We start from the raw sequence: 16536 nt of genomic DNA, 5'->3' as shown, positions 1-16536 counted from the left end.
CAACGAGGAAACGGGGCAGGCTTCATGGCAGACACGACGGCGGGATCCGGAGCGGATCAGGACGGGCTGGAGCCCGTCAAACCGCTCGAAGCGGAACTGCTGGTGGTCACCGGAATGTCCGGCGCCGGGCGGAGCACCGCCGCGGACGCCCTGGAGGACCATGGCTGGTATGTCGTGGAGAACCTCCCGCCCCAGATGCTGGGCACGCTGGCGGAGCTTGTTTCGCACGCCCCGCAGTCCATCCCCCGGCTGGCAGTGGTGATCGACGTCCGCAGCAAGGGCCTTTTCGCGGACATCCGCGCAGCCCTGGGCGCACTCGCCGCGAGCGGTGTCACCTTCCGCGTCCTGTTCCTCGACGCCAGCGACAACGTCCTGGTCCGGCGGTTCGAACAGGGGCGGCGGCCCCATCCGCTGCAGGGCGGCGGACGGATCCTGGACGGCATCGCTGCCGAACGTGAGCTGCTGCAGGAACTGCGCGACAGCTCCGACGTCGTCCTCGACACCTCCAACTACAACGTCCACGGGCTGGCCACCGCCATCACCGAACTGTTCAGCGAAACCGGTCCGGTGGCGCTTCGGCTGAATGTCATGAGCTTTGGCTTCAAGTACGGCCTGCCGGTGGACGCCAACTATGTGGCCGATGTCAGGTTCATCCCCAACCCGCACTGGGTACCGCAGCTGCGCCCGCTGACGGGCCTGGACAAGGACGTCAGCGACTACGTGCTCGAGGCCGAAGGCGTCAAGAACTTCGTGGACCGGTATGTCCTGGCACTCGAACCCGTCCTGGAGGGCTACCGCAGGGAGAACAAGCACTACGCCACCATCGCCGTCGGCTGTACGGGCGGCAAGCACCGCTCCGTTGCGGTCGCCGTGGAACTTTCCAAGAAACTTGCGCAGTACCCCCGGGTCACGGTGACCACCGCGCACCGGGATCTGGGCCGCGAATAATGGCACTTTTCACCGGAGCACTGCCCCTGGTGCCACCTGCCGCCGGCAAGGGCTCTAGCCAGCAGGACAAGGGCCCCAACGTGGTGGCCCTGGGCGGCGGCCACGGCCTTGCGGCCTCGCTGTCCGCGCTCCGCCTGCTCACCTCCGAACTCACCGCGGTGGTCACAGTGGCGGACGACGGCGGGTCGTCGGGGCGTCTGCGCGAGGAGTACGGTGTCCTTCCGCCGGGAGACCTCCGCATGGCGCTGTCTGCGCTCTGCGACGACACCGACTGGGGCCGTACCTGGCGCGATGTCATGCAGCACCGGTTCCGCGCCGCAAAGGGACCCGGCGGATCGCTGGACGAGCACGCCATGGGGAACCTGCTGATCGTCACGCTCTGGGAACTGCTGGGGGACACCGTCGCAGGGCTCAAATGGGCGGGTGCCCTGCTGGGCGCCCGCGGCCAGGTCCTGCCCATGTCCACCGTGCCACTCACCATTGAAGGTGATGTGCGCGTGACCGCACCTGACGGCTCAACCGCGCTGCAAACCATCCACGGCCAGGCCCGCTGTGCCGTGGCAGGCTCACTCGAGGAGGTCCGCCTCCTGCCGAAAGCGGCGCCGGCCTGCACGGACGCCCTGACGGCCATCGAACTGGCGGACTGGGTGGTCCTGGGTCCGGGCTCCTGGTACACGTCCGTCCTGCCGCACCTGCTCCTGCCGGAGATGCGCCAGGCCCTCTGCAGCACCCCCGCCAAACGCTGCCTGACCATGAACCTTGCCACGGACACCAAGGAAACCACGGGCATGACGGCGGCGGACCATCTCCACGTCCTGCGGCGCTACGCGCCGGAGTTCAGCGTGGACGTGGTCCTGGCCGATCCCACCTCCATACCGGACCGCCGGGAGTTCGAGAAGGCCGCCGGCATGATCGGCGCAGAGGTGGTCTTGGGTAAAGTAGGGGCGTCGGGACGCCGCCCTGTCCACGAGCCGCTGCGGCTGGCGACGGCGTACCAGGACATTTTTGGGAACAGTTAGGAAGGTGCCATGGCACTGACAGCATCAGTCAAGGAAGAACTGTCCCGTCTGGACATCAAGAAGTCATCAGTGCGCAAGGCTGAGGTTTCCGCCATGCTCCGGTTTGCCGGGGGACTGCACATCATCTCCGGCCGGATCGTCATCGAGGCGGAAGTGGACCTGGCCTCGACGGCGCGCAGGCTCCGTGCCGCCATCGCAGAGGTCTACGGACACCAAAGCGAAATCATCGTCGTTTCCGCCGGCGGACTCCGGCGCGCCAGCCGCTACGTGGTCCGCGTGGTCCGTGACGGCGAGGCGCTGGCACGCCAGACCGGCCTCCTGGACGGACGCGGACGCCCCGTGCGCGGCCTGCCGTCCGCCGTCGTGAACGGTTCCGCGGCGGACGCCGAGGCCGTCTGGCGCGGGGCCTTCCTGGCCCACGGCTCCCTCACGGAGCCCGGCCGGTCATCATCGCTGGAGGTCACCTGCCCGGGGCCCGAATCCGCCCTGGCCCTGGTGGGCGCGGCCCGCCGCCTGGACATCCAGGCCAAGGCCAGGGAAGTCAGGGGAGTGGACCGGGTGGTGATCCGCGACGGTGACACCATCGCCGCACTCCTGACCCGCATGGGAGCCCACGACGCCCTGATGGTCTGGGAGGAGCGCCGCATGCGCAAGGAGGTCAGGGCAACCGCCAACCGCCTCGCCAACTTCGACGACGCCAACCTGCGCCGTTCCGCACAGGCAGCGGTGGCGGCAGGGGCAAGGGTGGACCGGGCACTGGAAATCCTCGGCGACGACGTTCCGGACCACCTGAAGTACGCAGGCGAACTGCGGGTGGCGCACAAGCAGGCCAGCCTGGACGAGCTGGGCCGCCTGGCCGACCCCGTCATGACCAAGGATGCTATTGCCGGCAGGATCCGCCGGCTGCTGGCCATGGCGGACAAGCGCGCCCTTGACCTGGGCATTCCCGGAACGGACGCCAATGTGACGCCCGAAATGCTGGACGAGTAACCGCCCCATAGAATCAAAAATAATTCCGGGCACCAGCTGCCCGGATGCACAATCCGAGAGTTACCAACCGGGCCTGACGGGTCCACGATATTGGAGGATTTTGTGACCGAGTACGTATTGCCGGAACTCAGCTACGACTACGCCGCCCTCGAACCGCACATTTCCGCGCGGATCATGGAACTGCACCACAGCAAGCACCACGCCGCCTACGTGGCAGGCGCCAACAACGCCCTCGCCCAGTTGGCCGAGGCGCGCGAAAAGGGCGACTTCGCCAACATCAACCGGCTTTCCAAGGACCTCGCGTTCCACACCGGCGGCCACATCAACCACTCCGTGTTCTGGAAGAACCTCTCCCCGGACGGCGGCGACAAGCCCGAGGGTGAGCTGGCTGCCGCGATCGATGACGCCTTCGGCTCCTTCGATGCCTTCCGTGCACAGTTCTCCGCTGCTGCCCTGGGCCTCCAGGGATCGGGCTGGGGCTTCCTCGCCTACGAGCCCATCGGCGGAAACCTCGTCATCGAGCAGCTGTACGACCAGCAGGGCAACACGGCACTGGGAACCACCCCGCTGCTGATGCTGGACATGTGGGAGCACGCCTTCTACCTGGACTACGTCAACGTGAAGGCCGACTACGTCAAGGCCTTCTGGAACATCGTCAACTGGGCGGACGTTGCCAAGCGTTTCGAGGCAGCACGCACCAACGCCACGGGACTCATCACCCTCCCGTAGTGGGGGGCACCATACCCTGCTGTAACAAACTTCACATTCGGACTTAAACCACCCGCAATGTGGACCGTCCGCCCCCGCACTTGCGGGGGCGGACCCAGTTAAACGTAAGATAGGTCACGGAAGGCGGTTAGCCTTCAGCAATGAGGCTGGTCGCCCTCCGTTTGTAAATCATCTCTGCCCAATGGCGTGCGGGATCTGTTAGTTGGCTTGATAGCCCGCTCAACTAGTTGTGCTTCTGAAAGCACCAAGGAGACTGAAAAAGTGACGACCCGTATTGGTATCAACGGCTTTGGCCGTATTGGCCGCAACTACTTCCGCGCAGCCCTGGCACAGGGCGCCGACCTGGAGATCGTTGCAGTCAACGACCTCACCAGCCCCGAAGCCCTGGCCCACCTGTTCAAGTACGACTCCGTGGGCGGCCGCCTGAAGGAAACCATTGAGGTCAAGGACGGCAACATCGTCGTCAACGGCAACGTCGTCAAGGTACTGGCTGAGCGCGACCCCGCCAACCTCCCCTGGGGCGAACTGGGAGTGGACATCGTCATCGAGTCCACCGGCTTCTTCACCAAGGCCGCCGATGCCCGGAAGCACATCGATGCCGGCGCCAAGAAGGTCCTGATCTCCGCTCCCGCCTCGGACGAGGACATCACCATCGTGATGGGCGTGAACCACAACCTGTACGACAACGCCACGCACCACATCATCTCCAACGCCTCCTGCACCACCAACTGCCTCGGCCCGCTGGCCAAGGTGGTCAACGACGAATTCGGCATCGAACGCGGCCTGATGACCACCGTCCACGCCTACACCGCAGACCAGAACCTGCAGGACGGCCCGCACAAGGACCTGCGCCGCGCCCGCGCTGCCGCCATCAACATGGTCCCCACTTCCACCGGCGCCGCCAAGGCCATCGGCCTGGTCCTGCCTGAGCTGAAGGGCAAGCTGGACGGCTACGCCATCCGCGTTCCCGTGCCCACCGGCTCGGCCACCGACCTCACCGTCACCGTCTCCCGCGAGACCACCGTGGAGGAAGTCAACGCAGCCCTCAAGCGCGCCGCCGAATCCGAGGAACTGCAGGGCTTCCTGACCTACACGGACGAGCCCATCGTGTCCTCCGACATCGTCGGCGACCCCGCATCCTCCATCTTCGACTCCGGCCTGACCAAGGTCATCGGCAACCAGGTCAAGGTTGTTTCCTGGTATGACAACGAATGGGGCTACTCCAACCGCCTCGTAGACCTTACGGAGCTTGTCGCATCCAAGCTGGGCTAGGGTTAGACACATGACATCTCACACCCTCAACGAACTGATCGCTGAAGGTGTCCGCGGGCGGTACATTCTGGTTCGAAGTGACCTGAATGTGCCGCTCGACGGCTCTACAGTCACTGATGATGGCCGTATCAAGGCCTCCCTGCCAGTGCTGCAAAAGCTCACGGACGCCGGTGCCCGCGTGCTGGTAACAGCCCACCTCGGACGCCCCAAGGGCGCCCCGGAAGACAAGTACTCCCTCCGCCCCGCAGTGGACCGCCTCGCCGAACTGGCAGGCTTCAAGGTCACCCTTGCAGCCGACACCGTCGGCGATGCCGCCAAGGCAGCCGCCGCGTCACTGCAGGACGGTGAAGCGCTGGTCCTCGAGAACGTCCGCTTCGACGCCCGCGAAACCAGCAAGGACGACGCTGAACGCGGAGCCTTCGCGGATGAGCTCGTGGCGCTCACCGGCGGCACCGGCGCCTACGTGGATGACGCCTTCGGCGCCGTCCACCGCAAGCATGCCAGTGTCTATGACGTCGCCACCCGGCTTCCGTCATACCAGGGCGACCTGGTGCACACCGAAGTGGAAGTCCTCCGAAAGCTGACCACCGACACCCAGCGCCCCTATGTGGTGGTGCTCGGCGGCTCCAAGGTCTCGGACAAGCTCGCGGTCATCGACAACCTGATCGGCAAGGCTGACACCATCCTGGTGGGCGGCGGCATGCTCTTCACGTTCCTGGCGGCAGCAGGCCACAAGGTTGGCTCCAGCCTCCTTGAGGAGGACCAGATCACCGTCGTCAAGGACTACCTGAAGCGCGCGGCCGATGCCGGCACGGAATTCGTTGTCCCCACGGACGTTGTGGTGGCAGAGAAGTTCGCCGCCGACGCCAGGCACGAGACCGTGGCAGCCGACGCCATTGAAGGCAGCAGCTTCGGCGCCCAGGGCATCGGCCTGGACATTGGGCCGGATACAGCGGCTGCCTTCTCCGAACGGATCAAGGGCGCGCGGACAGTCTTTTGGAACGGCCCCATGGGTGTCTTCGAATTCGAGGCATTCTCGGCCGGCACCCGTGCAATCGCCCAGGCCCTCACCGAAACCGGCGGGTTCACCGTGGTGGGCGGAGGGGACTCCGCTGCCGCTGTGCGCACGCTGGGTTTCAGTGATGACCAGTTCGGACACATTTCCACTGGCGGCGGCGCCAGCCTGGAATACCTTGAAGGCAAGGAACTCCCCGGCCTCAGCGTCCTGGACCGGTAGGGCCAGGCCGGTAGAACCACCGCTGCTTTCCCAGCAGTAAACGGACTTCGCAGTCCTCCGGCCGGCAGGTTGCCCGCGGCAGCCTGCCGGCCGCACACATATCAAGAACTTTTTGGAGATTACGTGACTACGTCAACGAACGGCGCTTTCGACCGCAAGCCCTTCATCGCGGGCAACTGGAAAATGAACATGGACCACGTCCAGGGCATCACGCTCCTGCAGAAGCTGGCCTGGACCCTCTCCGACGCCAAGCACGACTACAGCCGCGTCGAGGTGGCCGTCTTCCCGCCGTTCACGGACCTCCGCGGTGTCCAGACCCTGGTCCAGGGCGACGACCTGCAGGTCGCCTACGGCGGCCAGGACCTGTCCCAGTTCGATTCAGGAGCCTACACCGGCGACATTTCCGGGCAGTTCCTGAACAAGCTCGGCTGCAAGTACGTCCTGGTGGGCCATAGCGAACGCCGCACCATCCACAACGAAACCGATGACGTCCTCAACGCCAAGGTCAAGGCCGCCTTCAGGCACGGGGTCACCCCGGTCCTCTGCGTCGGCGAAGGCCTTGAGATCCGCCAGGCCGGAACCCACGTCGACCACACGCTGCAGCAGCTCCGTGCCGGAGTGTCCGGCCTGACGGCCGAACAGGCCGCCGAACTGGTGGTGGCCTACGAGCCCGTCTGGGCCATCGGCACCGGTGAAGTGGCAGGACCGGAGGACGCACAGGAAATGTGCGCCGCCATCCGCGCCGAGCTGGAATCGCTGTTCGGTGCCGGGACAGCCGGCAAGACCCGCCTTCTCTACGGCGGTTCGGTAAAGGCCAACAACGCGGCAGCGATCCTGCAGGAACGCGACGTGGACGGCCTGCTGGTGGGAGGCGCAAGCCTCGACCCCGCCGAGTTTGCTAATATTGTCAGGTTCGAGAGCCACCTGGTCGCGGACTAGTCCCCAGCCAGCGAAAACTCGCGCAATCCCAACTTCTGAAAGGCCGTCGTGGACGTTCTTCATGTCATTCTGCAGATCCTCCTGGGCATCACCAGCCTCCTGCTGACTCTGCTGATCCTCCTGCACAAGGGACGCGGCGGCGGGTTGTCCGACATGTTCGGCGGCGGCATGAGCTCGGGCCTCAGCTCTTCAGGCGTGGCAGAACGGAACCTCAACCGCTTCACCATCATCCTGGGCGTGACGTGGGGCGTGGTGATCATCGCCCTTGGCCTGATCATGCGGTTCAGCGGGACCGGGGATTCCTGACCCCTGCTGTACAAGGTCCTTTAGGCCCTGCCGCCCGGTAGGCCTGCCAATTAGACTGTGGCTGTCGGTTCACCCGGCGGCCACAGTCTTGTTTAAGCTGCAGGTCCCCGGCGTCCGCTTCGAGGCAGGAGTCGTAATGGTCCATCCGTCATCAGGCTTCCGGGGCACCCGCGCCGGGGTTACTGCAGGGTCCGGGTCGAGCCTGCAGTCCAACGACTCGTCCCCGCGCCCTCTTCCCCGTATCCGGGTGTCCTATTGGTGTGCCAGGGGGCATGAGACGCAGCCCGTGTTCCTGAAGATGCCCGAGGACCAGATTCCCGCGACGTGGGACTGCAGGCGTTGTGGCGGACCCGCCACCAGGGACGGACGGGCCGCGGCTGCTGACGACCCTTTCGACGACGGCTACAAGAGCCACCTGGAATACGTTAAAGAACGGCGCTCCGCCCAGGACGCCGAAGACGTCCTGGCCGGAGCGCTGGAAAAGCTACGCGCCCGCGGCGTCCTTCCGGACCAACTGCTGCGGGACACGTGAGGCTGCATTCTCGTCAATCAACCACAGGGTACGGGACGTTCCACGGGGGCCGGACGCCGGTACCTGCACAGGGTTGGCCCCGGCCAGGGCCAGCCCCACAGCTCCTGCCTTGTCCTCACCGGCCACAACCATCCAAACCTCCGCCGCCGTATTGATGGCGGGAAGGGTCAGCGAGATCCGCAGCGGCGGCGGCTTGGGGGAGTTCCTGACACCCACCACCGTGCGCTCCTTTTCGCGGATGCCGGCCTGTTCCGGAAACAGCGATGCGATGTGTGCGTCGGGCCCCACCCCGAGCAGCACCACGTCCAGCCGGGGGAGCGAGGACGGCTCCTCCGGCCGGTCGTCGGACATGTCGGCCGCGTGTTCGTCTGCTGCGGCTTCCCGCAGCTGGCGGGCGTAGTCCTCGGCGGCTTCCTCCGGAGTGCCGAACTCATCCGAAGAACCAGGGGAGTGCACCCGGTCCGGATCGACGGGGATGTGGGACAGCAGTGCGTCGAACGCCTGCCTGGTATTCCGCTCAGGATCGGCAGACCCGACGAATCGTTCGTCGCCCCACCAGAAGTTGACCTTGGACCAGTCGACGGCGGGCGCTGCCGGTGAGTCCGCAACCGCCTTCAGCGTGCCGATCCCCACGGTTCCCCCGGTGAGCACCACGGTGGCTTCGCCGTACTTGTCCTGCACATCAACGAGCTTGGTGATCAGGCGGGCCGCGATGGCGGCCATGAGGACGGACGAATCTGGATGGATGCTTACTCGTGGGTCAACGCTCACTGGGTCGGACGCTCCTTAGATTGGTACGTGGCAGTCCCATAGTAATCACTTCCCCGAAGACTTCGTCCGGGTCGAGGCGGCGGAGTTCTTCGGCGAGGCAGTCGCGGAGGCTGCGGCGTGGGAGGGAGATCCGTTGGGCGGGTTGGCCGGGTTGGGTGAGTTCGGCGACGGAAAGTCCGGGGCGGAAGAGCTGGACGTCGCCGCCGGGGCGGCTGAGGCGGACGCGGCGGATGCCGGTCCCTGCCGGGTCCGCCACGATGGTCACGGGTGCGTCCAAGGTCAGGGTGAGCCAGGCTGCCAGCAGGATGGTGGAGGGTGAGTCCGAGGCACCTTCGACCGCGACGGCCGTGACCGGTGAGGAGTCCACTTCGTCCAGGGCTGCCGCGAGCTGGATCCGCCAGTTGGTCAGCCGGGTCCAGGCGAGGTCGGTGTCGCCGGCCTTGTAGGTGCGGTGGATCCGTTCCAGTGCGGCCTGGGGGTCGGGTTCGTTCGCGGAGTCGGTGATCCTGCGGTGCGCGATCGCGCCGATGGAGGTCTCGCACGCGTTCGCGGGGGCGCCGTGCGGCCACCAGGCCACGATTGGGGCGTCCGGAAGCAGCAGCGCGGCCACCAGGGACTCGGACTCGTGGGCCAGTTGGCCGTAGCCGCGCAGCACGATCACTTCCGAGGCGCCGGCGTCCCCGCCGACCCGGATCTGCGCGTCGAGCCGGTCTTCGGCGTCCTTCCCGGCGTCGGCGAGGACGATGATCCGGCAGGGGTGTTCCCGGCTGGCGTCGTTCGCGGCCTCGATCGCTTCTTCCTCGAGTCCGGACTTGGTCACGACCACCAGGGTCAGGACCCGGCCCAGCGCGATCACGCCGCCCTGCTCGCGCAGGGCCATGAGTTTCTTGGACACCTTCGAGGTGGTGGTGTCGGGCAGGTTAACGATCATGGCCTTCTCCAGGTTCGTCCGTCACGGGCCAGCAGCTCATCGGCCGAGGCGGGGCCCCAGGAACCGGGGGCGTAGGGTTCGGGCTGCTCACTCAGGGACGCCCAGTATTCCTCGAACGGGTCAAGGATCTTCCAGGACAGCTCCACTTCCTCATGCCGCGGGAACAGCGGCGGCTCACCCAGAAGCACGTCCAGGATCAGCCGCTCGTACGCCTCCGGCGAGGACTCCGTGAACGAGTGCCCGTAGCCGAAGTCCATGGTCACGTCGCGGACTTCCATCTGCGTGCCCGGGACCTTGGAACCGAACCGGATGGTCACGCCCTCATCGGGCTGGACCCGGATCACCACGGCGTTCTGCCCGAAGTCATCCTCCCCGTGGTCACGGAACAACAGGTTCGGGGCGCGCTTGAAGACCACCGCGATTTCGGTCACGCGCCGGCCCAGGCGCTTGCCGGCCCGCAGGTAGAACGGCACTCCGGACCAGCGGCGGGTGTGGATGTCCACCCGGACAGCGGCGTAGGTTTCGGTGGTGGAATCGGCGGGGATGCCTTCTTCCTCCAGGTAGCCCTGGACCTGCTCGCCGCCCTGCCAGCCGCCGGTGAACTGCCCGCGGGCCGAGTGCGTGGACAGGTCGTCCGGGAGCTTGACCGCGGCGAGGACTTTTTCCTTCTCTGCCCGCAGGTCATCGGCGTTGAAGGAGATCGGCTCCTCCATCGCCGTCAAAGCGAGCAGCTGCAGCAGGTGGTTCTGGATCACGTCGCGGGCCGCGCCCACGCCGTCGTAATATCCTGCCCGGCCGCCGGTGCCGATGTCCTCGGCCATGGTGATCTGGACATGGTCCACGTAGTTGGCGTTCCACAACGGCTCGAACAACTGGTTCGCGAAACGCAGCGCCAGGATGTTCTGCACCGTTTCCTTGCCCAGGTAATGGTCAATCCGGAACACCGCGTCCGGCGGGAACACCGATTCGACGATGTCGTTCAACTGCCTGGCCGACTGCAGGTCGTGACCGAACGGCTTTTCGATCACCACGCGCCGCCATTTGTCCCCCTCGGCCTGCGCCAGGCCGTGCTTGGAGAGCTGCCGGCAGACCTGCTCGAATGCCTTGGGCGGGATCGACAAGTAGAACGCGTGGTTCCCCCGGGTGCCCCGGACGTCGTCGAGTTCCTTGATGGTCTCACCAAGGCGCTCAAAGGCCGCGTCGTCGTCGAACTCGCCCTGGACAAACCGGATGCCCTCGGACAACTGGTTCCACACGGCCTCATCGAACGGCGTCCGCGCATGGGCCTGCACCGAGGCCTTCACCTCGGCGGCGAAATCTTCCTTGTCCCACTCCCGGCGGGCAAAACCCACCAGCGCGAAACTCGGCGGCAACAGCCCACGGTTGGCAAGGTCATACACCGCAGGCATGAGCTTCTTCCGGGCCAAATCACCCGTGACCCCAAAGAGTACCAACGACGACGGACCGGCAATCCGGTTCAAACGGCGGTCACGCGGATCGCGCAACGGATTACGCCCGCGGCCCGCGCCCTTCCTGCCGTATTCAGTTTCTGGCATGGTTGCTTCTGCGCCTTAGCTTTCGGTAGCGGATGCGCGGGTGGACAGGGCAGCGACGATGTCCTGCAGCTGCGCCACGCCGGCGGCACGGTCGGTGAGGTGGAGGCGGAGCACGGGACGTCCGTGCCCACCCAGGACCTGGGCGTCGCCTGCTGCCTGTGCGGCGATGAGTTCGCCAAAGCTGAAGGGCCGGTCCGGGATCCCCAGATCCTCGGCGGGGGTGGCGGTGACCTGGAGGAACACGCCAATGGCGGGACCGCCCTTGTGGAACTGGCCGGTGGAGTGCAGGAAGCGCGGACCCCAGCCGAACGTCACCGGACGGCCGGTCGCGGCGGCAAGTTCGTCCCGGATACCCTCCAGCCCGGCGAACGCCAGCCGGTCGAAGTACGCCTGGACGCTCAGGTAGCTGTCCGCGGCCAGGGTGCCCAGCAGGGCCTTGACGGCGCCCTCCGCCGTGGCGGCGTTTCCGAGCCAGTCCCCGCCGCGCACCTCAATGGCGCCGTCGACGAATGCCGCAGGCGTGGGCTCCGGCTGGGCGTCCAGCAGCCCACGCGCTGCCACCTTGGCGGCCTCAACGTCGGGCTGGTCGAAGGGGTTGATCCCCAGCAGGCGCCCCGCAACGGCGGTGGCGAACTCCCACACCATCATCTGGGTGGCAAGGCCGCCGGCAATGGCCACCTGGTTGTCACCGGGTTCGACGTCGGCATCCGCGGCGACGAGCCGCACCACCAGGACGTCGGGGGCACCGGAGGTTACCTCCGGGGCCTGCGGCCCCGCGACGACCGGCAGGATCCCGGTTCCCAGCTTGCCCGTGGACTCGGCGATGAGCTGCTCAGCCCAGTCCGCGAAGCCAACGATGCCGGAGCCGTCCTCGGCGATGACGACCTTGTTCCGCAGCGGGCTGGTTCCGCCCAGCGCGGCGCCCAGTGCCAACCCGATGTTTTCAGGGGCGTCGTCGTTGAGGATCTCGGCAGCTTCCTCGGCTTCGTCCAGGAATGCCTGGATGTCCACGCCGGCCAGGCCGGAAGGAACCAGGCCGAACGCTGTCAGCGCGGAGTAGCGGCCGCCCACGTTGGGGTCGGCGTTGAAGACGGCGCGGTAGCCGGCTTCGCGGGAGGCCTTGTCCAGCGGCGAACCCGGGTCCGTCACGATGATGATCCGGCTCTTGGCGTCCACGCCGGCCTCGGTGAAGGCCTGCTCGAAAATCCGGCGCTGCGAGTCGGTCTCCAGGGTGGAGCCGGACTTGGACGAGACCACGATTGCGGTCTGGCCCAGCCGGTCCGCCAGGGCAGCCCGGACCTGGTCCGGGTCCGTGCTGTCCAGCACTGTCAGCTCGACGCCGGCGGTGCCAGCAATGACCTCAGGGGCCAGCGAGGATCCGCCCATGCCGCAGAGCACGATCCTGCTCACTCCCTCCGCGCGCAGGGCGTCGCGGAGTTCCAGGATGTCCTTGACCAAAGGCTGTGAGACTGTTGCCGCCTCCACCCACCCAAGGCGGATTGCCGACTCCGATTCGGCGTCCGGACCCCACAGGGTGTGGTCCTTGGCGAAGATCCGCGTGGCGACCCGGTCCTCCACCAGGGCGGGAAGGTGCTGTTCAAGCGCGTGCTGGGCAGCGCCGGTGGCGTCGAAGCTGAGAGTGCTCATAGGTGTTAGGAAGCCTTCCGTGCAGAGGCCAGGGCACCTTCGACGTCGGCCAGCAGTTCCTTCCAGCTGGCCACGAACTTGTCCAGGCCTTCGGTTTCAAGGAGTGCCACGACGTCGTTGTAGGAGACCCCGAGCTTTTCAAGGGCGTCGAGGGTTGCGTTTGCTTCGGCGTAGGTGCCGGTGATGGTGTCACCGGTAACCACGCCGTGGTCGAAGGTGGCATCCAGCGTCTTTTCCGGCATGGTGTTCACCACGCCGCGGGCCACGAGTTCGGTGACGTAAAGGGTGTCCGGGTAAGCAGGATCCTTCACACCGGTGGAAGCCCACAGGGGGCGCTGGGGGAGAGCCCCGGCGTCGGCCAGCAGCGCCCACCGTTCGGTGGCGAAGAGCTCTTCGTAGACCTGGTAGGCCAGGCGGGCGTTGGCCACGCCGGCCTTGCCCTTGAGGGCTTTTGCCTCGTCGGTGCCGATCTTGTCGAGGCGCTTGTCGATTTCCGTGTCCACGCGGGAGACGAAGAACGAGGCAACGGAGTGGATCTTCGAAAGGTCGTGGCCGTTCTCTTTGGCCTGTTCCAGGCCGGACTGGAATGCATTGATGACCGCGCGGTACCGCTCCAGCGAGAAGATAAGGGTCACGTTGACGCTGATGCCCTCGGCCAGTGTTGCCGTGATGGCTTCAAGGCCCTCGATGGTTGCCGGGATCTTGATCAGGACGTTGTCCTTGTTGACTCGCTGCGAGAGGTGCTTGGCCTCGGCGATGGTCCCTGCGGTGTCCCAGGCAAGGCGCGGGTCGACTTCGATGGAGACGCGGCCGTCAACGCCCTTGGTGGCAGCAGCCACGGGTGCAAACAGGTCGCAGGCATCGGCAACGTCGGTGGTGGTGATCTCGAAGATCGTGTCCTCCACGCTGGCGCCTTCTGCAGCCTTGCCGGCAATGATGTGGTCGTAGTCGGTGCCGGACGTGATGGCTGCGTGGAAGATGGACGGGTTGGTGGTCACGCCGACCACATTCTTCTCTTCAATGAGCTTGCGGAGGGTGCCGGTCTGCAGGCGTCCGCGGGAAAGGTCGTCGAGCCAGATGGAGACTCCGGCGTCGGAGAGCTGCTGGGTGGGAGTAGTCATTTCTTGTATCTCCTAAAAGATGAGGGTTTCAGGCCTGGAGGCTGGAGATGGAGTCCTTGGCTGCGGCAGCCACTGCTTCTGCCGTGATGCCGAACTCCTGGAAGAGGCGCTTGTAGTCCGCGGAAGCGCCGTAGTGCTCAAGGCTCACGGAACGGCCGGCGTCGCCGACGAATTCCCGCCAGCCCAGGGCCAGTCCTGCTTCCACCGAAACGCGTGCCTTGACGGCGGCGGGCAGGACGGATTCGCGGTAGGCGGCGTCCTGCTTCTTGAACCACTCGACGCACGGCATGGAGACAACCCGGGCTGCGATGCCTTCGGCCTGGAGGGCTTCGCGCGCCTGGACGGCCAACTGGACCTCGGAGCCGGTGCCGATCAGGATCACGTCGGCCGGAACCGTGGCGCCGTCCTTCGAGGCCTCGGCCAGGACGTAGCCGCCCTTTGCAACACCTGCGGTGGAAGCGAACGTGTCGCCGTCGGCGTCGCCCGCGCCACGTTCCCAAGTGGGGATGTTCTGGCGGGTCAGGACGATGCCGGCAGGGTTGCTGTGGTTTTCGAGCATGGTCTTCCACGCAGCTGCCACTTCGTTGGCGTCGCCGGGGCGGACCACGTCCAGGCCAACGATGGCACGCAGCGAGGCGAGCTGTTCCACCGGCTGGTGGGTGGGGCCGTCTTCGCCCAGGCCGATGGAGTCGTGGGTCCAGACGTACAGCGACGGAACACCCATGAGCGCGCCGAGCCGGATGGCGGGGCGCTGGTAGTCGCTGAAGATCAGGAAGGTGCCGGAGAAGGCGCGGGTGTTGCCCGCCAGGCTGATGCCGTTCACGATCGAGGCAGCAGCGTGCTCGCGGATGCCGAAGTGCAGCACGCGGCCGTAGGGGTTGCCGGACCAGGCACCGGTCTGCTTGGAGGCCGGCACGAAGGACGGCGAGCCCTCGATGGTGGTGTTGTTGGACTCGGCGAGGTCGGCGGAGCCGCCCCAGAGTTCGGGCAGTACCGGGCCCAGCGCGTTCAGTACCTTGCCCGATGCTGCGCGGGTGGAAACGTCCTTGCCTGCCGGGAAGACCGGAAGGGCAGCGTCCACGCCTTCGGGAAGTTCCCTGGCCTCGATGCGCTGCAGCAGAGCCGCGCCTTCAGGGTTGGCTGCCTGCCAGGCATTGAAGGACTCTTCCCATTCCTTGCGGGCGGCGGCGCCACGGTCCACTACGGAGCGGGCGTGGGCCAGGACTTCCTGGTCCACATCGAAGGACTTGGACGGGTCGAAGCCCAGGACTTCCTTCAGCGCTGCGACTTCCTCGGCGCCGAGGGCGGAGCCGTGGATCTTGCCGGTGTTCTGCTTCTTGGGCGCCGGGTAGCCGATGATGGTGCGCAGGGAGATGATGGAGGGCTTGGAGGTCTCAGCCTTCGCTGCGAGCAGGGCCGAGTACAGCTCCTGCACATCTTCCTTGTATTCGCCCGTCTTGGTCCAGTCCACCCGCTGGGTGTGCCAGCCGTAGGCTTCATAGCGCTTCAGGACATCTTCGGTGAAGGCGATGTCGGTATCGTCCTCGATGGAGATGTGGTTCTCGTCGTAGATGACCACGAGATTGCCGAGTTCCTGGTGGCCGGCGAGCGAGGAAGCCTCGGCCGTGACGCCTTCCTGGAGGTCGCCGTCGGACGCAATGACCCAGATGGTGTGGTCGAACGGCGATTCGCCGGCGGGGGCATCAGCATCGAACAGGCCGCGCTGGCGGCGCTGGGAGTAGGCGAAGCCAACCGAGGAGGCCAGGCCCTGGCCCAGCGGTCCGGTAGTGATCTCCACGCCGGCGGTGTGCTTGTACTCCGGGTGTCCCGGGGTCAGCGAACCCCACGTGCGAAGCGCCTCCAGGTCCTTCAGTTCCAGGCCGTAGCCGGAGAGGAACAGCTGGATGTAAAGGGTCAGCGAGGTGTGGCCGGGGGACAGGACGAACCGGTCGCGGCCCAGCCACTGCGGATCGCGCGGGTCATGGCGCATCAGCTTCTGGAAAAGAAGGTAAGCGGCGGGGGCCAGGCTCATGGCGGTTCCGGGGTGGCCGTTGCCCACCTTCTCTACGGCATCGGCGGCCAGGACGCGGATGGTGTCCACGGCGCGCTGGTCCAAGCTGGTCCATGACAGTTCTTGCTCTTCCAAATGTGGCACGAAAACCGGGCCCCTCTCTGTGCTGATGGCGGCTGTACACCGGTTCCGTTTAAGGGCGCACTGCGTGGCGCCTGCTGCGGTGTGTACCAGCCGTTCACCATCGAAACGTTGATCCTTGCATTCAGTCACGGACAGCAGCGGGAATGCGTTTTCCACCGCTTTCTTGCTGCGTGCTGATCTGTTGACAGCTTAGCTCTTATCCATTCTGCGGGCGGCCCAAATCTCACGTTTTGGACGCAATTTCCCCTTTTGTGAATCACCGTCACGAAGGGTTGAGTTAATCTGCTCGAATGGGCCCGTGAGCAATCATCTGCGCATATGGCGGGGCCGGGACAGCGCCCGCGGCGCGGTATGATATTCGGAGGCCAACGCCGGGCGTGCAT

At 66.0% G+C, this 16536-nt stretch carries 15 protein-coding genes; 9 read left to right on the top strand and 6 right to left on the bottom strand.

The features are described 5' to 3' along the window. Positions 1 to 24: 24 nt before the first annotated feature. From rapZ to AC6JAM_RS19390, 9 genes are all read left to right on the top strand, one after another. Positions 25 to 948, top strand: a complete 924-nt coding sequence (gene rapZ, locus AC6JAM_RS19430; protein ID WP_018771982.1) for an RNase adapter RapZ — start codon at positions 25 to 27, stop codon at positions 946 to 948. Further along, positions 948 to 1967, top strand: coding sequence for a gluconeogenesis factor YvcK family protein (locus tag AC6JAM_RS19425; RefSeq protein WP_497935586.1), 1020 nt, complete (start codon positions 948 to 950; stop codon positions 1965 to 1967). Before rapZ ends, AC6JAM_RS19425 begins: the two co-directional genes overlap by 1 nt. Before the next feature lie 9 nt (positions 1968 to 1976). After that, complete coding sequence (gene whiA, locus AC6JAM_RS19420; RefSeq protein ID WP_015937022.1) at positions 1977 to 2957, top strand: DNA-binding protein WhiA; 981 nt, start codon at positions 1977 to 1979, stop codon at positions 2955 to 2957. A gap of 102 nt (positions 2958 to 3059) precedes the next feature. Next, a complete protein-coding gene (locus tag AC6JAM_RS19415; RefSeq protein ID WP_018771980.1) occupies positions 3060 to 3686 on the top strand; it encodes a superoxide dismutase in 627 nt (208 codons plus the stop codon). A 261-nt stretch (positions 3687 to 3947) separates the two neighbouring features. Continuing rightward, positions 3948 to 4958 carry a type I glyceraldehyde-3-phosphate dehydrogenase gene (gene gap, locus AC6JAM_RS19410; RefSeq protein WP_018771979.1) on the top strand — a complete coding sequence of 337 codons (1011 nt, stop codon included), beginning with the start codon at positions 3948 to 3950 and terminating at the stop codon, positions 4956 to 4958. 10 nt (positions 4959 to 4968) lie between these two features. Further along, the gene (locus AC6JAM_RS19405; protein ID WP_497935583.1) at positions 4969 to 6195 is read left to right on the top strand and encodes a phosphoglycerate kinase; all 1227 of its coding nucleotides are present in this window, start codon (positions 4969 to 4971) and stop codon (positions 6193 to 6195) included. Between the two features lie 123 nt (positions 6196 to 6318). Then, complete coding sequence (gene tpiA / locus AC6JAM_RS19400; protein WP_223995071.1) at positions 6319 to 7134, top strand: triose-phosphate isomerase; 816 nt, start codon at positions 6319 to 6321, stop codon at positions 7132 to 7134. 48 nt (positions 7135 to 7182) lie between these two features. Then, a complete protein-coding gene (gene secG / locus AC6JAM_RS19395; RefSeq protein WP_018771976.1) occupies positions 7183 to 7440 on the top strand; it encodes a preprotein translocase subunit SecG in 258 nt (85 codons plus the stop codon). 136 nt (positions 7441 to 7576) lie between these two features. Continuing rightward, positions 7577 to 7972: an RNA polymerase-binding protein RbpA gene (locus tag AC6JAM_RS19390; protein ID WP_026266190.1), complete on the top strand. Its 396-nt coding sequence runs from the start codon at positions 7577 to 7579 to the stop codon at positions 7970 to 7972. Here the strand turns inward: AC6JAM_RS19390 and pgl are convergent. Genes pgl through tkt form a run of 6 tightly spaced genes read right to left on the bottom strand, consistent with a single transcriptional unit; the run spans position 7925 to position 16144 of the window. Continuing rightward, positions 7925 to 8695, bottom strand: a complete 771-nt coding sequence (gene pgl / locus AC6JAM_RS19385) for a 6-phosphogluconolactonase (protein WP_263422505.1) — start codon at positions 8693 to 8695, stop codon at positions 7925 to 7927. The two genes, AC6JAM_RS19390 and pgl, sit on opposite strands and share 48 nt — an antisense overlap. 37 nt (positions 8696 to 8732) lie before the next feature. After that, a complete protein-coding gene (locus tag AC6JAM_RS19380; protein WP_134165361.1) occupies positions 8733 to 9674 on the bottom strand; it encodes a glucose-6-phosphate dehydrogenase assembly protein OpcA in 942 nt (313 codons plus the stop codon). Then, positions 9671 to 11230 carry a glucose-6-phosphate dehydrogenase gene (gene zwf / locus AC6JAM_RS19375; protein WP_026266207.1) on the bottom strand — a complete coding sequence of 520 codons (1560 nt, stop codon included), beginning with the start codon at positions 11228 to 11230 and terminating at the stop codon, positions 9671 to 9673. Before zwf ends, AC6JAM_RS19380 begins: the two co-directional genes overlap by 4 nt. A 15-nt stretch (positions 11231 to 11245) precedes the next feature. Continuing rightward, positions 11246 to 12877: a phosphoglucose isomerase-related protein gene (locus AC6JAM_RS19370; RefSeq protein ID WP_018772120.1), complete on the bottom strand. Its 1632-nt coding sequence runs from the start codon at positions 12875 to 12877 to the stop codon at positions 11246 to 11248. Positions 12878 to 12882: 5 nt separating this feature from the next. Then, positions 12883 to 13998 (bottom strand): transaldolase, encoded by a 1116-nt coding sequence (tal, locus tag AC6JAM_RS19365; protein WP_018772119.1) that lies wholly within the window; start codon positions 13996 to 13998, stop codon positions 12883 to 12885. A 28-nt stretch (positions 13999 to 14026) separates the two neighbouring features. Then, positions 14027 to 16144, bottom strand: a complete 2118-nt coding sequence (tkt, locus tag AC6JAM_RS19360) for a transketolase (protein WP_026266206.1) — start codon at positions 16142 to 16144, stop codon at positions 14027 to 14029. Between the last annotated feature and the right edge of the window lie 392 nt (positions 16145 to 16536).

The sequence above is a fragment of the Arthrobacter sp. GmRoot5-12 genome, from assembly GCF_059739365.1.
This window is presented reverse-complemented; position numbering and strand designations above follow the sequence as displayed.

Bases quoted from the DNA above. Each gene is read 5' to 3' on its own strand.
- rapZ (WP_018771982.1), top strand. From the start codon at position 25: ATGGCAGACACGACGGCGGGATCCGGAGCGGATCAGGACGGGCTGGAG.
- AC6JAM_RS19425 (WP_497935586.1), top strand. From the start codon at position 948: ATGGCACTTTTCACCGGAGCACTGCCCCTGGTGCCACCTGCCGCCGGC.
- whiA (WP_015937022.1), top strand. From the start codon at position 1,977: ATGGCACTGACAGCATCAGTCAAGGAAGAACTGTCCCGTCTGGACATC.
- AC6JAM_RS19405 (WP_497935583.1), top strand. From the start codon at position 4,969: ATGACATCTCACACCCTCAACGAACTGATCGCTGAAGGTGTCCGCGGG.
- AC6JAM_RS19390 (WP_026266190.1), top strand. From the start codon at position 7,577: ATGGTCCATCCGTCATCAGGCTTCCGGGGCACCCGCGCCGGGGTTACT.
- pgl (WP_263422505.1), bottom strand. From the start codon at position 8,695: ATGGCCGCCATCGCGGCCCGCCTGATCACCAAGCTCGTTGATGTGCAG.
- AC6JAM_RS19380 (WP_134165361.1), bottom strand. From the start codon at position 9,674: ATGATCGTTAACCTGCCCGACACCACCACCTCGAAGGTGTCCAAGAAA.
- zwf (WP_026266207.1), bottom strand. From the start codon at position 11,230: ATGCCAGAAACTGAATACGGCAGGAAGGGCGCGGGCCGCGGGCGTAAT.
- AC6JAM_RS19370 (WP_018772120.1), bottom strand. From the start codon at position 12,877: ATGAGCACTCTCAGCTTCGACGCCACCGGCGCTGCCCAGCACGCGCTT.
- tal (WP_018772119.1), bottom strand. From the start codon at position 13,998: ATGACTACTCCCACCCAGCAGCTCTCCGACGCCGGAGTCTCCATCTGG.